Below are 18,207 nucleotides of genomic sequence, written 5' to 3' on the forward strand. Positions count from 1 at the left end.
AATGTGTTAGTTTTCTTGAATTTATTAATATCTATATACCAAAATTATAATAAAATATGGAATTTACAATTTTTTACCCTGAAATATTATGCATTCATAATAAATTTTACTTTTTATTTAAAAAATCCATTACACTGTCATAAAAATCCTTTGGTTGTTCAGCATGTAACCAATGTCCAGCATTAAATATGGTAACAATTTGATTATTAGGAAAAGAATTATTTATAGTGTCAAAATCTTCATCTAAAATGTAATTTGACTTTGATCCTCTTAAAAAAAGTACTTCTTTATTAAAAAGCATTCCGTCAGGTAGTGCTTTACCAATTTCTAAAATAGTATCTGTTAATACTTTTAAATTAAATCTATAATCTAGTTGTCCTTGTTCTACCCAATATAAATTTTTTAATAAAAATTGTCTTGTTCCAAAATCGGTTATATAGCTAGATAAAATAGCATCCACTTCACTCCTACTTGGTTTCAAACTAAAATCAACTGCACTTAATCCTTTTAGAATGTCTTGATGGTGTGGAGCGTAGTATTTTGGCCCTATATCCGCTATTATAAGTTTTGAAATATAGTCAGGATACATACACGCAAACTGCATCGCTACTTTACCTCCCATTGAATGCCCTAATAAAATAATATCATTTAGTTTATTGATATTACAATACTCTAGAACATCTTCAACCATTACCTCATAGTTAAATTCTTCGGAATGAAAACTTCTACCATGATTTCTCATATCTAAAAGATGAACTTCAAAACCATTTTCAGCAAATTGTGAACCTAATGTTTTCCAATTATCTGACATTCCTAAAAAACCATGTATAATTAAAAAAGGCTTTCCTTGACCTTCTATTTTTGAAAAAATCATTATTTTAATTTTTGAAGATACATATTTACTACATTTTCCAACCCCAAATACAAAGACTCTGAAATTAAAGCATGACCAATGGAAACTTCTAACAAATCAGGAATATTTTCTTTAAAAAATCGAATATTATCCAAACTTAAATCATGTCCAGCATTGATACCTAAACCTAATTCATTTGCCTTTATAGCTGCTTCTATATAGTTATTTATTCCTTTTTTATTTCCTAAAGCATATTGACTGGCAAATTCTTCAGTATACAATTCAATTCTATCAGTACCTGTTTCTTTTGCTCCTTCAATCATACCGATTACTGGATCAACAAAGATTGAAGTTCTAATATTATTTCTTTTGCATTCAGAAATTATATCCATCAAAAAATCCTCATTTTTAATTGTATCCCAACCCGCATTAGAAGTCAATGCATCATCAGCATCTGGAACTAATGTAACTTGAGTAGGCTTAATTTGCAATACCAAATCCATAAACTTCTTTACAGGATTTCCTTCAATATTATATTCCGTATGAACAATTGACATTAAATCTAAAGCATCTTGATACTTAATATGTCTTTCATCTGGTCTTGGGTGAATAGTAATTCCTTGAGCTCCGAAATTTTGTAAATCTTTGGCAACTTTCAACAAATCGGGAACATTTCCTCCTCTTGAATTTCGTAAAGTTGCTATTTTATTGATATTTACTGATAACTTTGTCATATTATTTTTTATTAACTTTACAAAAATACAAAGTATAAATAGCTTTAATAATCAATTTTTGATTAATTTGCAGTAAAATAATTATAAAATCTAAAATGAACACATTAATTGATTTTTTAAATATAGACATTAAACCTTTAAAAAGTAAGGAAACTATTGCAGAAGCTCAAGATCTATTTGCCGAATACAACTATACTCATTTCCCTGTTACTGAAGAAAATGTATATATTGGATGTATTACAAAAGAAGATGCCGAAATAAATCCAAGTCATAAAACAATTGGTGAATGTCGATATGATTTTGATCGTTTTTATGTTCGTTCAGAAATGGTTTGGCTAGATGTTTTAGAAGAATTTGCCAAGAATGAATCAAACATAGTCCCTGTATTAAATTCTAAAAACAAGTATATTGGCTATTATGAATTAGATGATGTAATTAAATTTTTTCATGAAACCCCTTTTTTAAGAGAAGAAGGAGGCATACTAGTTATAAAAAAAGAAGTCTCAAATTTTTCTATGAGCCAAATAGCACAAATCGTTGAAAGCAATAATGCTAAATTACTTGGGTTATTAATATCAAAATCTGATGCTAATTTTATTGAAATCACACTTAAAATAAGTCAAAATTCATTAAATGAAATCATACAAACTTTTAGAAGATATGAATATGAAATAATTTCTGAGCATCAAGAAGATTCTTATTTAAAAAACCTCAAAGACCGTTCCGATTATTTAGATAAATATTTAAATATTTAACCCAGTTATCAATATAAAAAACAAATAATTATCTACACATGAAAATTGCAATATTTGGTCAATATTACCAATCAGACACTGAAGAAATTGTAGAAAAAGTTTTAAAAATATTATTAGACAATAATGTTATTGTTATTATAGAGAAAGATTTTCATAAAAGTATTAGAACTTTATTGAAAGAAAATTGCAATACCTATTCTTCTCACGAAGAACTAGAAAATGATATAGATATACTAATAAGCATTGGTGGTGATGGAACTATTTTAAGAGCTGTCACTTATGTGCGTGATAAAAACATACCAATTGTTGGTATAAACGCAGGAAGACTGGGTTTTCTAGCCACAGTTCAAATTAAAAACATAGAACCATTACTTTCTAAAATTTTATCGAAAGACTATACAATATCAAAAAGGAGTTTACTAAGTTTATCTTGCACTCCAAAAAATCCTGATTTAGTAGATTTAAATTTTGCATTAAACGAAGTGACCGTTTCAAGAAAAGACACCACTTCCATGATTACAATTGAAACCTACTTAAATGGAGAATATCTAACATCATACTGGGCAGACGGATTAATAATTTCGACACCCACAGGCTCTACAGGATATTCGTTAAGCTGCGGTGGTCCTGTTTTAATTCCAGATGTAAACAGCTTGGTTATTACACCTATAGCTCCTCACAATTTAAATGCAAGACCATTAGTTATCCCAGATGACACAGAAATTGAACTAAAGGTATCTGGAAGAGAAGAACAATATTTAGTGTCTTTAGACTCTAGAATAACCTCTGTTACAAATGAAACCTTGCTAAAAATAAAAAAAACCCCATTCGAAATAAACATGGTAGCTTTTAATGAAGAAGGATTTTTAAAAACAATCCGAAAAAAACTGCTCTGGGGCGAAGACAGAAGAAATTAATGCCTCCTACATAACTTTTACTTTTTTTTTGCGTTTATACTAAACTGATTTTAATAGGAATAAAATTTCCATTTAAATGCGGTAAAGAAATCTATATTGTTATATTTGCAAACTATTTTTAAAAATGAGAAAGTTATTTGTTTACATATTCTTATTATTGAGTACTACTGCTATCACTGCTCAAATTAATGAATTAGGAGTATTTTTAGGAGGTTCAAACTACATTGGAGATGTTGGTCCTACTGATTATATTGCGCCTAATAAACTTGCCTTTGGTTTTTTGTACAAATGGAATCGAAGCACGAGACACTCTTATCGCTTATCATATACCTACTCAAAAATAGAATCTGCTGATAGGGATAGTAATGTTCCTAGTAGATATTTAAGAGATAAAAGTTTTAAAAATAACATTCATGATTTCTCAGTAGGTTTAGAATTCAATTTTTTTGAGTTTAACTTACATGATTCTGAAAAAGCATTTACACCTTATGTTTTTACAGGTCTAAGTTATTTTATTTATAATGAAAATTTTATTCCTAATAAAACAGAAGAATTAGATTATAGGCATAGCCAATTAGGAATTCCAATGACAGTTGGTATAAAAACTAGACTCTATAGAAATTTTGTTCTTGGAGCTGAAATAGGAGCCAGATATACATTTACAGACAATTTAGACGGAAGTAATCCTAAAAATGACAATTTTGACATTTACCGCTTTGGTAATCTTAACAGCAATGATTGGTATGTCTTTACAGGAATAACTTTAACCTATACTTTTGGACAAAATCCATGTTTTTGCGCTAATTAATTATGAGTATAAAAGAAAAAATAGACACAACTAAACTACCTGAACATTTAGCTATTATAATGGACGGAAATGGCAGATGGGCAAAACAAAAAGGTCTATTAAGAACTTTAGGCCATGAAAGCGGAACTAAATCAGTAAAAAAAACAGTAGAAAGCTGTGCGAAATTAGGAATAAAGAATCTAACACTTTATGCTTTTTCAACTGAGAACTGGAATAGACCAAAACTAGAAGTTGATACTTTAATGAAGCTTCTAATTTCTTCTTTAAAAAAAGAAATGAAGACTTTGATAGAAAACAACATCCGTTTGAACGCAATTGGAAATTTAACAAATCTTCCTGTAAAAGTTCAAAAAGAATTAAATGAAGTAATCCAAAAAACGTCTAAAAACACTAGAATGACATTGACTTTAGCACTTAGTTATGGTGCAAGAGAAGAACTTATTCAAGCTGTTAAAAAAATTTCCGATAAAGTTAAAAATAATATAATTTCCACTGACACTATTGACGAATCAATTATTAATAAGCATCTTTACACGCACAATTTGCCAGATGTTGATTTAGTTATTCGTACAAGTGGTGAACATAGAATAAGTAATTTCTTACTTTGGCAAATTGCATATGCTGAATTTTATTTTATAGATGTTTTATGGCCAGATTTTAGTGAAGAAGATTTATACACAGCCATAATAAGTTATCAAAGTAGAGAAAGAAGGTTTGGAAAAACAAGTGAACAAATTTCATAAGAAAAAAATGTTAAAAAAAGGTTTACAATTACTTTTTACCATAGTAATTATAGGTAATAGTACTAAATTAGTTGCTCAAGAAACAAAATTAGAAAACGGAAAAGAATACATATTAGGAGGTGTAGAAGTAACTGGAAAAAGCAAATATAGCGAACAAACTGTAGTTACTTTTTCTGGACTAGAAAAAGGTCAAAAAATAGTAGTTCCTGGAGAAGATATTAGTGCTGCTATTAAAAAACTTTGGAAACTAGGTCTTTTCAGTGATGTAAATTTTTATGTAAATAACATAAAAGGTGATAGCATTTTCTTAGAATTAAACTTAATTGAATCTCCAAAACTTGCTGATGCAAAAATTCAAGGTATTAAAAAAGGAAAAGCTGAAGATTTAATTAAAGAAATTGATCTTAAAAAAGGAAAAGTTGTTAATGAAAATTTAATAACAACAACCAAAAACTACATAGAAAATAAATATAAAAAAGATGGTTTTTACAATACCAAAGTTTTTATATCTACAACTCCAGATTCTACTGAAACTGAAGTAAAAATGCTGGTTAACATTGATAAAGGAGAAAAAGTTAAAGTAAAAAGTATCGATTTTGAAGGCAATTCTGAAATTTCTGATGCTAAACTTAGAAAAACCTTTAAAAACACAAAACAAAAGAATCCTATTCGAATATTTAAAGCTTCCAAATATATTAAAGATAAGTATAAAGAAGATTTAGTTACTGTTATCGACAAATACAAAGAAAAAGGATTTAGAGACGCAAGAATTATTTCGGATTCTGTTAAGTATGACAAAGAAAAAAACCTTATCGACATTAAAGTAAACCTTGAAGAAGGCCGAAAATACTATTTTGGAAATATTAGATACTTAGGAAATACTGTTTATACTGATCAACAATTATCTAGATTACTAGGAATTAAAAAAGGAGATGTATACAATGGAGTACTTTTACAAAAAAGAATAGCCGACAACAGTAAACCAGATGCAGAAGATTTAACCAACTTATATCAAAATAGTGGTTATTTATTTTCAAGTATAAATCCAGTTGAAGTTAAAACAGCTAATGATACCATTGATTTTGAAATAAGAATTACTGAAGGACCAATTGCTTATTTTAATAAAATTTCTGTTGTAGGTAATGACAAAACCAATGATCATGTTATTTACAGAGAATTAAGAACTAAACCAGGAAACAAATACAGTAAAGACGATTTAGTTCGATCTGTTAGAGAAATAGGTCAATTAGGATTTTTTGATCCTGAAGCAATTAGACCAGATTTTAAAAATGTTGACCCTCAAGCTGGAACGGTAGATATTGAATATAATGTAGTAGAAAAAGGAGCTAGCCAAATAGAACTACAAGGTGGCTATGGTGGTGGTGGATTCATTGGTACACTAGGACTTTCATTTAATAACTTTTCTGCAAGAAACATATTTAAAAAAGAGGCCTACAAACCTTTACCAATGGGTGATGGACAAAAAATGTCTCTTCGTTTACAAGGAAGTTCCTATTTTCAAACTTATAGTTTATCGTTTTCTGAACCTTGGTTTGGAGGAAGAAAACCAGTAAGTTTTTCAACTTCACTTTCTCATAGTAAACAGTTTTTATATAATTTTAGCACAAGAGATGTTACTAGAGATCAAAGTTTTAACATCACATCTATTTCAGTAGGAATTGCAAAACAATTAAATGTTCCAGATGATTTCTTTGTTTTATCGCAAAGTTTATCATTCCAATATTATGATTTAAATAATTACAACACAGGATTATTTACTTTTGGTAATGGAGCGTCTAGAAATATTACATATACCATTGGTTTAAGCAGAAATAGCAAAGGTTTAAACCCAATTTATCCAACTTATGGTTCAGAATTTAGTGTAACAGGTAAATTTACACCTCCTTATTCTTTATTCAATGGAGTAGATTATGCAGACTTAAAAAATTCTGACGAGTATAAGTTAAAATACACAACAGGAAGTGGTATAAGTACAGGAGTAAATTCAGAAGGAGAAATAGTTCAAGATGGAGATTATATAGCATTATCATCTACAACTGGATTATATGAAAAAGTTGATGCCAATAATGCTGATTTAGACCAAGGGAAATATGACCAAAAAAGATTTAATTGGTTAGAATATTACAAAGTAAAATTCAAAGCTGATTGGTACACTAGAGTTTATGATAAGTTAGTATTACGTTCGTTAGGAGAATTTGGTTTCATGGGAGCTTACAACCAAGATAGAGGATTAGTACCATTTGAACGATTTTATTTAGGTGGTGATGGTTTAGCGAACTTTTCGTTAGATGGCAGAGAAGTAATACAATTAAGAGGTTATCCTAACAACTCTCTATCACCATTAGATGAAAATGGAGCACAAATTGGAGCAACTATCTACAATAAATTCTCATTAGAATTAAGATATCCAATCACATTGAAACAAGCTGCCACAATATATGGTTTAACCTTTTTAGAAGCTGGAGCTGCATATAACGAGTTTAAAGACTATAACCCTTTCAACATGCAACGTTCCGCTGGTTTTGGACTTAGAGTATTTATGCCTGCATTTGGATTATTAGGTATCGATTTCGCTCATGGATTTGATGCTGTTCCAGGTCAAACAACAAAGAGTGGCTGGCAAACTCATTTCATTATTGGACAACAATTTTAGTATTTTTTACGTTTAGTTTAAAATTAAAAGATGAAAACAAAACTTTTAAAAACATTTCTTATCTTTCGGGCAGTTTTTTAAGTTACATCTGAAAATTAAAAACTAAAAATAAGCAACAAATGAAAAAATTATTTTTTATAACATCATTATTCATTTCATCCATAAGCTTTTCACAATCAGCAAGTGTAAGAATTGGATATATTGATATGGAATATATTCTTGAAAAGGCTCCTGATTATGCAGAAGCTAAAATGCAATTAGAGCAAAAAGCTTCTAAATGGAAAGAGGATATTGAACTTAAAAAAAATGAGATTACAAAATTAAAAGAAAGTCTAGCCACTGAACGTGTACTTCTTACTAAAGAGTTAATTGAAGAAAGAGAAGAAGAAATCGCTTTTCAAGAAAAAGAGCTTTTTGATTACCAAGAAAAAAGATTTGGAGCAAGAGGAGATTTAATTATTCAAAAATCAATTCTTGTAAAACCTATACAAGATCAGGTTTTTACAGCTATTCAAGATATTGCAGAACAAAAGAGATATGATTTCATTTTAGATAAATCATCTGACTTAACAATTCTATTTGCTGACAAAAGACATGATATTAGTGACCAAATTGTTAGAGCTATAATGCGTTCAGAAAAAAGAGAACAACTATCTAAAAAAGAACAGAAAGCTCAAGATGCTCAAGAAGCAAAAGAAGATTTGCAAGATGAAAATCCAGTTTTAGCTGAAAGACAAAAAATATTAGACGAAAAGAAAGCTGCTAGAGAAAAGTTAATGGAAGAAAGAAAAGCAGCAAGAGAGAAAATTATTGAAGACAGAAAAAAAGCAGCTCTTGAAAAGAGAAAAAAATTAGAAGCTGATAAAAATGGCACAGTAATTGAAAAAGAATCTAGTGAACAAGAAGAAGAAAAATAATAACCTAAATAAATTTAAAATAAAAAAATGAAACAATTAAAAACTTTAGCTATTGCATTAGTACTTTTTATTTCAACTCAAGTATCTGCGCAATCAAAAATGGCTCATATAGACGTTAAAGAATTAATGACGAATATGCCAGAAATGAAAGCGGCTCAATCGCAATTAAAAACGATACAAGACACCTATGATAAAGAATATAAAGGTATGGTTCAAGAGTATCAAACAAAATTACAAAAGTATGAGCAAGAAGCTCCTACTGCTGGTGAAGCTGTAAACGAAACTCGCTCAAAAGAGATGCAAGGAATGGGACAACGTATTCAAGAATTTCAACAAAGTGCAAGTAAACAATTACAACAAAAAGAACTTGATTTATTAAAACCTATCATGGAAAAAGCTCAAGCTGCAATTAAAAAAGTAGCTACTGCTAAAGGTTTTGATTATGTATTAGATGCTACTGAAGGAAGTGGATTATTAGTTGCTAACGGTCCAAACATACTTGTTGATGTAAAAAAAGAATTAGGTTTCTAATAAAATCTAAATAAAACAAAATTTAACTGTTCCAATTTTAATTAATTTGAACAGTTTTTTTTTACTTTTGTTTTCATGAATAATGAATCCCCTATAGGCCTTTTTGATTCTGGTATTGGAGGCACTTCAATATGGAAAGAAATACATTTGTTATTACCTAACGAAAATACTATCTATTTAGCAGATAGTAAAAACGCTCCTTATGGATTAAAGTCAAAAGATGAGATTATTAATCTATCCATTAAAAATACAGAGTTTCTTTTAAATAAAAATTCAAAAATAATTGTTGTAGCTTGCAATACTGCGACTACAAATGCTATTAAAGAATTAAGAACAAAATATGATGTTCCAATTATAGGTATAGAACCTGCTATTAAACCAGCGGCTAATTTATCTAAAACGCAAACTATAGGCATTCTTGCTACAAAAGGAACCCTAAATAGTGATTTATTTCACGAAAAGATTTCCCATTTTTCCAATATAAATATCATTGAACAAATAGGTCATGGTTTAGTTCAATTGATTGAAAATGGTGCTATTAATTCAGTAGAAATGAGTGATCTTCTAGAAAGTTACTTGAAACCTATGATTGAGCGAAATATCGATTATCTAGTCTTAGGTTGTAGTCATTATCCCTATTTGATTCCACAAATAAAAAAAATAATTCCAAATCATATAAAAATTATTGATTCAGGTGAAGCGGTAGCTAGGCAAACTAAAAAGATATTAGAAGAAAATAATTTGCTTAATTCATCTAAAAATTTAAGTTGGCAAAAATTTTATACTAACTCGAATCCTTCTGTTTTAAAAACAATTTTAAATCGTGAAAATGATGTTTTTGAAAAAGATTTTTAATTTTCTTTCCTGAAAACAATGTAAAATCATAATCTAACCCTGATGGTAGTGGCAGCTTTCTAAAATTCATTTTAGAAACTATAACGAACAGCAGGAAAAAGGACAATAAGAATGCCTTGAGATTGGTTTCTAATCTTCTTTAAACCAGCTTGAATACATTACATAGTTATTTGATATTCTTTCAATTTCACCAGCAAAATCACTTTGGTTAATATCTTTTACCTTTTTTGCGGGAACACCTGCATATATTGCTCCGGATTCTATAACTGTATTTTGAGTTACTACAGAACCAGCTGCTACAATAGAATTGCTATTTACTACACAATTATCCATTACTATCGCTCCCATTCCAATGAGTACATTGTCTTTAATTTCGCATCCATGAACTATTGCATTGTGACCTATAGAAACGTTATTACCTATTATAGTAGGATGCTTTAGATAAGTACAGTGTATTACAGCTCCGTCTTGAATATTAACTTTATTTCCTATCTCAATGCTATTGACATCTCCTCTTATAACTGCATTAAACCAAACACTGCAATTATCTCCTATTGTTACATCACCCACAATTGTTGCGTTATCTGCCAAAAAACAATCAGCTGCTATTTTAGGATACTTTCCTCTTATTTCTTTAATTATCATAACCTAATTTATTATATATAAAAATGTCCCGAAAAATTTCCGGGACAAAATTGTATTTTCTTTTGAATTATTAGTTAACTGCAGGACAATTACAACTCCATTCTTTAGCTTTACAGAATATATCTATACCTAATGTTATTTGATGAAATCCTCCTGAATCAAATTTAATATCTCCTAAAATATGAGAATATGTATATGCAAACATATATTGTTTATAATTAACACCTAAAACTGGTGTTATATACTGTAGTTTCTGTTCACCTATAGCAGTTCCATCTAAATATTCAGCTCCATCAAAACTTCTTCTATAAGAAAGTCCTCCCCATATTCTTCCAAAATCCATCCCCTTATAAACTTTTAAGTTCAAATCGATAGCTTTTTCTGTAGTTTCTTGTGTATATTGAAATAGAAAAGAAGGTTCCCAAAGTAATCTGTCTTCATTTCCAAAAACTGCACCAGCACTCCATAAAAACTTTCTTAAATTATCCGATTCAATTCCTTCTGTATAAATCTCTCTTCTGTTAGCTAAAAAGTTTTTAACTGTTACATGTGTAAAGAAGTCTAAAAAGTGATATGAAGCTCCTATGTCTACATTAAAATAAGCATCTTTTTGATATACACCTCCAAAAATAAATGGATCAAAGGCTTGATTAGTAAAACTAGTTTCATCTAATTGACTTTGAATAAATGCTGCACTTAAACCAAAAGATAGTTGGTTTAAATCTGTAGTTCCTCTTGAAAATCTCAAATGATGTGCATAAGTTAATTTTGCTCCTCTTTGAGAATGATATCCATTTTTATCATTAAAGACAATAGCACCAATTCCTGATTTCCCATCTTCATCAACTGATGTATTGAAACTTAAAGTTTGAAGTGAAGGAGCATCTTGTTGGCCAAACCATTGTTGACGACCTGTCAAACGTATTTTTCCACAATTTGCTGCTCCAGCCATGGAAGGGTGAATTAAATAATAATTGTCAGACAAATAATCTGAATAAACTGCAACCCCTTCTTGGGAATAAGATAGCTGTGCCAAAAACAACACAATAATTAAATAACTTTTTTTTAAATCCATCGAAAATTATCGTTTTAATGAAAAATGTGCTTTAAATACTTTCGTTTGTTGGTTTTCTTGATATTCTACAGTAAACCAGTAATCTGTGGATGGTAGCTCTTCTGAATTGAAGGTTCCGTCCCATCCTATTCCTAATGGACTGATTTCCTTTATCAATTTACCATATCGGTCAAAGATATAAATTTTTGTGTTAGGTTGGTCTCTCAAGGTAAAAATATTCCAATAATCATTATGCCCGTCTCCATTAGGAGTAAAGAATTTTGGATAATCGATTATTAATATTTCTTTTGTTAAGTAAGTACAGCCTTTTTGATCTACTACCGTTAACTGGTGGGTTCCTGAACTTACTCCTGTAAATACACTAGAACCTTGTAAATCCTGATCATCTAATTGATATAAGAAACTTCCATTTCCATCTATAACGTTAATTGTTACTGTCGCATTATCTGTAAAGGCATTAGTTACTGTGTAAGTAAAATCGGTTGCACTATTTATTTCTGTGACACTTACTATATTAGAGATGTTCTCACAATTTGTTACCGTGTTTTGAACTAAAACATAGTAATCTCCTGCTTCTTCTGCTTCATACATATTCTGAGTAGCTCCTGAAATTACTGCTCCATTATAATACCAAGTAAATTGGTAATCTGAGGTATTTGGAACACCTGAATCTAACAAATGACTTTGGAAGACTAATCCAGTAGCTAATTCCACACATATCGATCCATCTTCTAAAACAGGTTGAGGTAACGGATTAACATAAATGGTAAAATCTGTATAGGCTCCTCTACATCCAGTTGAAGAGACTGTCCAAACTCGATACACTACTACTCCTTGTGCATTTTCTGTAGTTGTTAATATATCTGGTATTTCATAAGGTGAGGTGCTTGCCGTGCCATTTGTAGCTCCTGATACACCTGTTGAACTTTGTACAATCCATTCTACTGTGGTTCCAGTTAAAACTGGACTTCCAAGTTGGATATCTATAACATCTGACACTACTTCCCCACTACACATATTTGCTGCTACTGAAGAAACTACTGCTCCTGGTATTGGATTAACCGTGATAACAGCACTAGTTTCCATTTGTCCAGTACAATTCCCTAATACTGGGGTAATTTCAAAATATAAATCTCCTGGTTGGGTAATGTTTGACACCGCTACTGTAATATCTATATCCCTCGTAGTTGCTCCTGAACTAGTGCCCGAAGTAATAACTACTCCATTTAAAATAGCAGACCAATTGTAAGTTATATTACCTAAGTTTCCTGATATCTCTACATGAACTGATTCCTGTGAACAAACGGATAAGCTATCTATTGCAATATCTGTTATGTTTGGTACTGGTGTTACAGTAACAATATATAATTCTGGAACTGCATTACAACTACTTCCTGTTAATGTAGGAGTGATTTGCATATTAATATACCCTACATTTAATCCATTTTGTAAGGTTACAATTTGATTAATATTGGTCTCATCTCCAGATTGATTATAAGTCGTGTTGTCTATATTTGTTATAGTAGCATTCCAAACATAAGTAGTCGTATTACTTAGATTTACTACAAAATCGGTTGGTGTTCCTGAACAAATAGAACTTGTATAACTTACACTAGCAATAGTAGGCGTTGGAGTAATGCTTATCGTTTCACTATCTGTTACTACTTGAGAACAAGATGGTGTAGTACCTGTAGATACGCTTGTTATACTATAAGTTGTATCTACTGTTAAATTTGGTGTTGAGTAATTTGCGGTACCCGAAGCATTTAATGTAACTGTATAAGTCGAGGTTCCATTAGTAAAAGTTACTGTTGCATTTGGTGTACCTGTAAAAGTTAATCCTGTACTTGTATTGTAACAAACTGCATTACTTTGTGCATCGATACTTGCTGTTGGTAACGCAATGACAGACACAGTCGCTGTATTGGTTAAAGCTGCACTACATAATGTAGTGGTATTTTGTATTTGAGATAACACTATCGTCTGATTTGTTGTTGCTCCTGTTACAACAATAGTTGCTATCCCTGAAGCTGGAATCACAATGTTTTGTGAGACTGTATTTAACATATAACTAACTTGTGCTCCTGCTGTACCTGTTATTGTAAAGACAGCATCTTGTCCTGCACAAATAGGTCCATTAGCAACCAAAGATATTAATTGAGGAGTTTGATTAACTGTTACTGTAAAACTATTCTCATCGGTACAATTTGGTGTAGTGGCTGTCTCTGCATATACATAAATCATTTGAGTTGTAGTAATTGCTGTTCCTGCTAGCAACATCGTTCCTGTTCCGCCCGCTCCTGTATAGTAATTACCAACTGTTAATCCTGGTAATACATAACTATCACAAACAGTTACATCTGCTGGTGAATCTGCCACTGGGGTTGGGTTTATGGTTACTGTAAAACTATTCTCGTCTATACAATTTGGAGTTGTTCCTGAAGCTGCATACACATAAATTAATTGAGTGGTGGTGATAAGATCTCCTGCATTTAACATGGTTCCTGTTCCGCCTGCTCCTGTGTAGTAATTCCCAACTGTTAATCCTGGTAATATATAACTGTCACATGCTGTTACATCTATTGGAGCATCTGCTACTGGGGTGGTATTTATCGTTACTGTAAAACTATTCTCATCTGTACAGTTTGGGGTGGTTCCTGTTTCGGCATAAACATAAATCAATTGGGTTGTAGTAATTGCTGTTCCTGCTGGTAACATCGTTCCTGTTCCGCCTGATCCTGTATAGTAATTTCCAACTGTTAAGGTTGGTAATAAATAGCTATCACAAACGGTTACATCCGCTGGTGCATCGGCTACTGGAGTTGGATTTATTGTTACTGTAAAACTATTCTCATCAGTACAGTTTGGTGTAGTCCCTGTTTCTGCATAAACATAAATCAATTGAGTTGTAGTAATTGTTGTTCCTACGGGCAACATCGTACCTGTTCCGCCTGCTCCTGTGTAGTAATTTCCAACGGTAAGTGCTGGTAATACATAACTATCACACATAGTAACATCTGTTGGGGCATCGGCTACTGGGGTGGTATTTATCGTTATGGTAAAACTATTCTCGTCTGTACAATTTGGTGTGGTTCCTGTTTCTGCATATACATACAACGTTTGGGTTGTCGTTATGATATCTGTTGCATTTAACATCGAACCTGTTCCTCCCGCTCCTGTGTAGTAATTTCCAACGGTAAGTGCTGGTAATACATAATTATCACACGCTGTTACATCGGCTGGGGCATCTGCTACTGGAGTTGGATTGATTGTTACGGTAAAGCTATTTTCATCAGTACAGTTTGGTGTAGTTCCTGTTTCTGCATAAACATAAATTAATTGAGTCGTGGTGATAAGATCTCCTGCATTTAACATCGTTCCTGTTCCTCCTGCTCCTGTATAATAATTTCCAACGGTAAGTGCTGGTAATACATAGCTATCACACATAGTAACATCTGCAGGGGCATCGGCTACTGGGGTGGTATTTATTGTTACTGTAAAACTATTCTCATCCGTACAATTTGGTATGGTTCCTGTTTCTGCATATACATAAATCAATTGAGTGGTGGTAATGATTGTTCCTACCGGTAACATACTACCTGTTCCTCCTGCTCCTGTATAGTAATCTCCGCTTGTAAGTGCTGGTAATACATAATTATCACACGCTGTTACATCGGCTGGAGAATCTACTGTAACTCCAGGTACAATGGTAATGGTAAAATTATTCTCATCGGTACAATTGGGTGTAGTTCCTGTCTCTGCATATACATACAATGTTTGAGTAGTGGTAATCACATCAGCTGCATTTAACATTGAACCTGTTCCGCCCGCTCCTGTATAGTAATTACCAACTGTTAATCCTGGTAATACATAACTATCACAAACAGTTACATCTGATGGTGAATCTGCTACTGGGGTTGGGTTCACTATTAGATTAAAAGTGGTGGTAGCATAAACAGTTGGATCTGTGTTATCCTCAACCCTTACATAAATTACTTGATTGGTACCATTAAAAGCAGTATCTGGACTAGCTAAATCTACAGTCCCAGAAATATCATCTGCTCCTGCTTGTGTGATATGGTAAGTAATAGTGTAATCAGAAGGATTAAGTGAACCTATTACAACACCATCCTGAACCGTTAAATCAAAAATCTCAAAACCATCATTACTAATATCGTCACATGCATATAAATCTGAAGGTTGTACAATAGGAAGTCCACATAATGAAGGAATAGTTACTAAGTCAAATTGAGAAAAAGCTGGACATGATAATGTAAAATCCTCCACACGTACATAAATAGTTGTTGGTGGGCTAGAATCTACGAAAGTTGAAGAAATTTGATTGGTTCCATCAATAGCATCTTGAGCTGTTAAATAGTATAAAATATCATAATTGAATGGATCTAATGAACCTAAAACAGCAGGTATGTTATCATCCAAATTAAAATTTTCATCACAACTTTGCAAATCTGTAGCAGGATTATTGATTGTTATACCAGCTAAATACTCGACAATAATGCAATCATTTTGAATACAACTTCCTCCTGAAACATTGCTAGCTTCAACACAATAAGTACCAGGTTGTGTGACCAACAATGTTGCATCAGTTTCCCCAGACATAATATTTGGTCCTGAACCAGTGTCTAAAGTCCATACAAAATTATAATCGGCAGGGTCTAAACCAGTATCCAAAAGTTTAGTATCTCCAGGACATAAAGCAAAACCATTAGCAACTGTAATATCTGCAGTTTCAAAACCAACACCCACAGGATAAGTTAAATTTGCTGTTCCAACATTAAAACTTCCTGCTTCGATAAATACAGCAGAATCAAATAAATCATCATTAAAAGAAGCTCCTCCATAATCTCCTATTGCTAATTTTATCCTATAATTATTATTAGGAACTACCGTAGCGGCAGCCGTCATAGGAACTGTATACCCTCTCATATTCATTACAGTAGATGCTGCAGGCAATGTAACATTATAAGTATCAAACAATAATGGGTTAACAGACGAACAACCACCATTATGAGCCATATCTCTAATATTTACAACAGAAACTGGGGTTGATGTCCCTGGTATAACAGCTAAATTTGTTGATATTCCCGTGGTTAAATCTGTTAGTATGAAAGCAAAAACATCAGCAAAATCACATTGATAAGTCCCATATTCATTGGAAGCAAATATGAAATTAAAGCTAAAATTATCAGTTAGAGGAGTAAAGTCAAATTGGACAAAAGAGGCATCATTAATTAAACTAGGAGCTTGTCCACTTGCGTTACTTATATCTAATAAATCCGCATCAGCAGTATTAGAACAAGTTGTAGACATATTATCGCCTGTATATTGTCCCGCTGTAGAGACAACATTCCCGCTTCTAAGAATCATTCCTTCAGAAAAATCGAAATTTGTTCCTCCATATTGAAAATACCCAATTCCACATTGGCTTGATGAAGTAAAATTAGAAACAATAGCACAAGGTGAATCAATCAAAACATCTTGAACCAATTGAGGTACGGTATAAGTCGTAGTATTAACTGTAATCGATTGTGAGAAACCTATTACAGGTAACAAAAAAAATAAGATAAAATAGTAGTGTTGTTTCATTGGGTTATTTAATTGTTGTAGTTTTGTTAATAAATTGGTTGTTTAAAACAAATATAAATAATCAAAAATTAAATGTTAGTATCTTTGCAAAAACCACGTTATAATGTCAAAAATATCGATAAAAAGCACAAATAATCCTTCTATTCTAAAATTTGAGTTAGAAGAAATCATAATAAAAGGTCAAAATTTTGAATTTAAGAACATTGATGAGACTAAAAATTCGCCTTTAGCAATGCAATTATTCTATTTACCCTTTGTAAAAACAGTTTACATTTCAGGGAATTTTATTGCTATTGAAAAATTTTCGATAGTTGAATGGGAAGATGTTCAAGAGGCTGTTTCCGAACAAATAAATAATTTCATCAAAAATGGAGGAGAAATAATTAAAGAAGAAGCTAAATCTACTAAAAAATTACCTATTACCATTTATGCTGAAACTACTCCAAATCCAGCTGTCCAAAAATTTGTTTGTAATAAACTATTAACAAAAACATTAATTGAGTGTAAAAGTATAGATGACACTATTGTGTCTCCTATTGCTAAACAACTATTCAATTTCCCATTTGTAAAAGAAGTTTTTATAGATGAAAACTACATTTCTGTAACCAAATATGAAATTGCAGATTGGAATGAGATTACTATGGAATTGAGAACATTTATAAAGGAATACATTGAAAATGGAAATATTGTAGTAGATGAATCTCTGATTACAAAAACTGAAACTCATACAAAGCAACAAGAAGCCTATTTTGATACTTTAGATACAACTTCACAACAAATTATTAATATATTAGAGGAATATATTAAACCTGCAGTTCAAAGTGATGGTGGAAATATTATGTTTGAATCTTATAACGACCAATCTAAAAAAGTAAAAGTAATCCTACAAGGAGCATGTAGTGGTTGTCCTTCTTCTACATTTACATTAAAAAGCGGAATTGAAAACATGCTAAAACAAATGCTAAATGATAATGAAATTGTAGTTGAAGCTGTAAATGCTTAAAATAATAACAGATTTACAAAATAAGATTTTTCTATGCTAGTTAGAAATAATAAGGAGAATTTTGAAAAAATTTTCAAAATTCTCCTCTCT

14 protein-coding genes are annotated in these 18,207 nt (G+C 31.3%); 9 read left to right on the forward strand and 5 right to left on the reverse strand.

The window, feature by feature from the left end; all coding sequences use genetic code 11:
- Positions 1 to 106: 106 nt before the first annotated feature.
- Both ACULEV_RS14375 and ACULEV_RS14380 read right to left on the reverse strand, forming a co-directional pair.
- Complete coding sequence (locus tag ACULEV_RS14375; RefSeq protein WP_445455733.1) at positions 107 to 874, reverse strand: alpha/beta fold hydrolase; 768 nt, start codon at positions 872 to 874, stop codon at positions 107 to 109.
- Positions 874 to 1,587, reverse strand: coding sequence for a pyridoxine 5'-phosphate synthase (locus ACULEV_RS14380; RefSeq protein WP_445455734.1), 714 nt, complete (start codon positions 1,585 to 1,587; stop codon positions 874 to 876). The genes ACULEV_RS14375 and ACULEV_RS14380 overlap by 1 nt, the downstream gene beginning before the upstream one ends.
- A gap of 95 nt (positions 1,588 to 1,682) precedes the next feature.
- Here ACULEV_RS14380 and ACULEV_RS14385 point away from each other — a divergent pair, with 95 nt between their 5' ends.
- The 8 genes from ACULEV_RS14385 (at position 1,683) to murI (ending at position 9,787) form a co-directional block, all read left to right on the forward strand.
- The gene (locus tag ACULEV_RS14385) at positions 1,683 to 2,342 is read left to right on the forward strand and encodes a CBS domain-containing protein (RefSeq protein ID WP_445455735.1); all 660 of its coding nucleotides are present in this window, start codon (positions 1,683 to 1,685) and stop codon (positions 2,340 to 2,342) included.
- A gap of 38 nt (positions 2,343 to 2,380) precedes the next feature.
- Positions 2,381 to 3,259 (forward strand): NAD kinase, encoded by an 879-nt coding sequence (locus tag ACULEV_RS14390; RefSeq protein ID WP_445455736.1) that lies wholly within the window; start codon positions 2,381 to 2,383, stop codon positions 3,257 to 3,259.
- A 124-nt stretch (positions 3,260 to 3,383) separates the two neighbouring features.
- On the forward strand, positions 3,384 to 4,067 hold the full coding sequence (gene porG, locus ACULEV_RS14395; RefSeq protein WP_445455737.1) for a type IX secretion system protein PorG: 684 nt from the start codon (positions 3,384 to 3,386) through the stop codon (positions 4,065 to 4,067).
- Between the two features lie 2 nt (positions 4,068 to 4,069).
- Complete coding sequence (locus tag ACULEV_RS14400; RefSeq protein WP_445455738.1) at positions 4,070 to 4,810, forward strand: isoprenyl transferase; 741 nt, start codon at positions 4,070 to 4,072, stop codon at positions 4,808 to 4,810.
- A gap of 7 nt (positions 4,811 to 4,817) precedes the next feature.
- Positions 4,818 to 7,484, forward strand: a complete 2,667-nt coding sequence (bamA, locus tag ACULEV_RS14405) for an outer membrane protein assembly factor BamA (RefSeq protein ID WP_445455739.1) — start codon at positions 4,818 to 4,820, stop codon at positions 7,482 to 7,484.
- A 119-nt stretch (positions 7,485 to 7,603) separates the two neighbouring features.
- Positions 7,604 to 8,401: an OmpH family outer membrane protein gene (locus ACULEV_RS14410; RefSeq protein WP_445455740.1), complete on the forward strand. Its 798-nt coding sequence runs from the start codon at positions 7,604 to 7,606 to the stop codon at positions 8,399 to 8,401.
- 27 nt (positions 8,402 to 8,428) lie between these two features.
- Positions 8,429 to 8,932, forward strand: a complete 504-nt coding sequence (locus ACULEV_RS14415) for an OmpH family outer membrane protein (protein WP_445455741.1) — start codon at positions 8,429 to 8,431, stop codon at positions 8,930 to 8,932.
- Between the two features lie 75 nt (positions 8,933 to 9,007).
- A complete protein-coding gene (gene murI / locus ACULEV_RS14420; protein WP_445455742.1) occupies positions 9,008 to 9,787 on the forward strand; it encodes a glutamate racemase in 780 nt (259 codons plus the stop codon).
- A 129-nt stretch (positions 9,788 to 9,916) separates the two neighbouring features.
- Here the strand turns inward: murI and ACULEV_RS14425 are convergent, their stop codons facing one another.
- The 3 genes from ACULEV_RS14425 to ACULEV_RS14435 form a co-directional block, all read right to left on the reverse strand.
- Positions 9,917 to 10,432 carry a gamma carbonic anhydrase family protein gene (locus ACULEV_RS14425; RefSeq protein ID WP_445455743.1) on the reverse strand — a complete coding sequence of 172 codons (516 nt, stop codon included), beginning with the start codon at positions 10,430 to 10,432 and terminating at the stop codon, positions 9,917 to 9,919.
- 70 nt (positions 10,433 to 10,502) lie between these two features.
- The gene (locus ACULEV_RS14430; RefSeq protein WP_445455744.1) at positions 10,503 to 11,507 is read right to left on the reverse strand and encodes a PorP/SprF family type IX secretion system membrane protein; all 1,005 of its coding nucleotides are present in this window, start codon (positions 11,505 to 11,507) and stop codon (positions 10,503 to 10,505) included.
- A 6-nt stretch (positions 11,508 to 11,513) separates the two neighbouring features.
- The gene (locus ACULEV_RS14435) at positions 11,514 to 17,114 is read right to left on the reverse strand and encodes a choice-of-anchor L domain-containing protein (protein ID WP_445455745.1); all 5,601 of its coding nucleotides are present in this window, start codon (positions 17,112 to 17,114) and stop codon (positions 11,514 to 11,516) included.
- A gap of 103 nt (positions 17,115 to 17,217) precedes the next feature.
- Here ACULEV_RS14435 and ACULEV_RS14440 point away from each other — a divergent pair, with 103 nt between their 5' ends.
- On the forward strand, positions 17,218 to 18,117 hold the full coding sequence (locus ACULEV_RS14440) for a NifU family protein (RefSeq protein ID WP_445455746.1): 900 nt from the start codon (positions 17,218 to 17,220) through the stop codon (positions 18,115 to 18,117).
- Positions 18,118 to 18,207 lie beyond the last annotated feature (90 nt).

Source organism: Flavobacterium sp. HNIBRBA15423, assembly GCF_052655965.1.

Coding starts and splice junctions, on each gene's coding strand:
- ACULEV_RS14390 (WP_445455736.1), top strand. CDS start 2,381: ATGAAAATTGCAATATTTGGTCAATATTACCAATCAGACACTGAAGAA.
- ACULEV_RS14400 (WP_445455738.1), top strand. CDS start 4,070: ATGAGTATAAAAGAAAAAATAGACACAACTAAACTACCTGAACATTTA.
- ACULEV_RS14410 (WP_445455740.1), top strand. CDS start 7,604: ATGAAAAAATTATTTTTTATAACATCATTATTCATTTCATCCATAAGC.
- ACULEV_RS14385 (WP_445455735.1), top strand. CDS start 1,683: ATGAACACATTAATTGATTTTTTAAATATAGACATTAAACCTTTAAAA.
- ACULEV_RS14375 (WP_445455733.1), bottom strand. CDS start 874: ATGATTTTTTCAAAAATAGAAGGTCAAGGAAAGCCTTTTTTAATTATA.
- murI (WP_445455742.1), top strand. CDS start 9,008: ATGAATAATGAATCCCCTATAGGCCTTTTTGATTCTGGTATTGGAGGC.
- ACULEV_RS14430 (WP_445455744.1), bottom strand. CDS start 11,507: ATGGATTTAAAAAAAAGTTATTTAATTATTGTGTTGTTTTTGGCACAG.
- ACULEV_RS14380 (WP_445455734.1), bottom strand. CDS start 1,587: ATGACAAAGTTATCAGTAAATATCAATAAAATAGCAACTTTACGAAAT.
- ACULEV_RS14440 (WP_445455746.1), top strand. CDS start 17,218: ATGTCAAAAATATCGATAAAAAGCACAAATAATCCTTCTATTCTAAAA.
- ACULEV_RS14435 (WP_445455745.1), bottom strand. CDS start 17,114: ATGAAACAACACTACTATTTTATCTTATTTTTTTTGTTACCTGTAATA.
- porG (WP_445455737.1), top strand. CDS start 3,384: ATGAGAAAGTTATTTGTTTACATATTCTTATTATTGAGTACTACTGCT.
- bamA (WP_445455739.1), top strand. CDS start 4,818: ATGTTAAAAAAAGGTTTACAATTACTTTTTACCATAGTAATTATAGGT.
- ACULEV_RS14415 (WP_445455741.1), top strand. CDS start 8,429: ATGAAACAATTAAAAACTTTAGCTATTGCATTAGTACTTTTTATTTCA.
- ACULEV_RS14425 (WP_445455743.1), bottom strand. CDS start 10,432: ATGATAATTAAAGAAATAAGAGGAAAGTATCCTAAAATAGCAGCTGAT.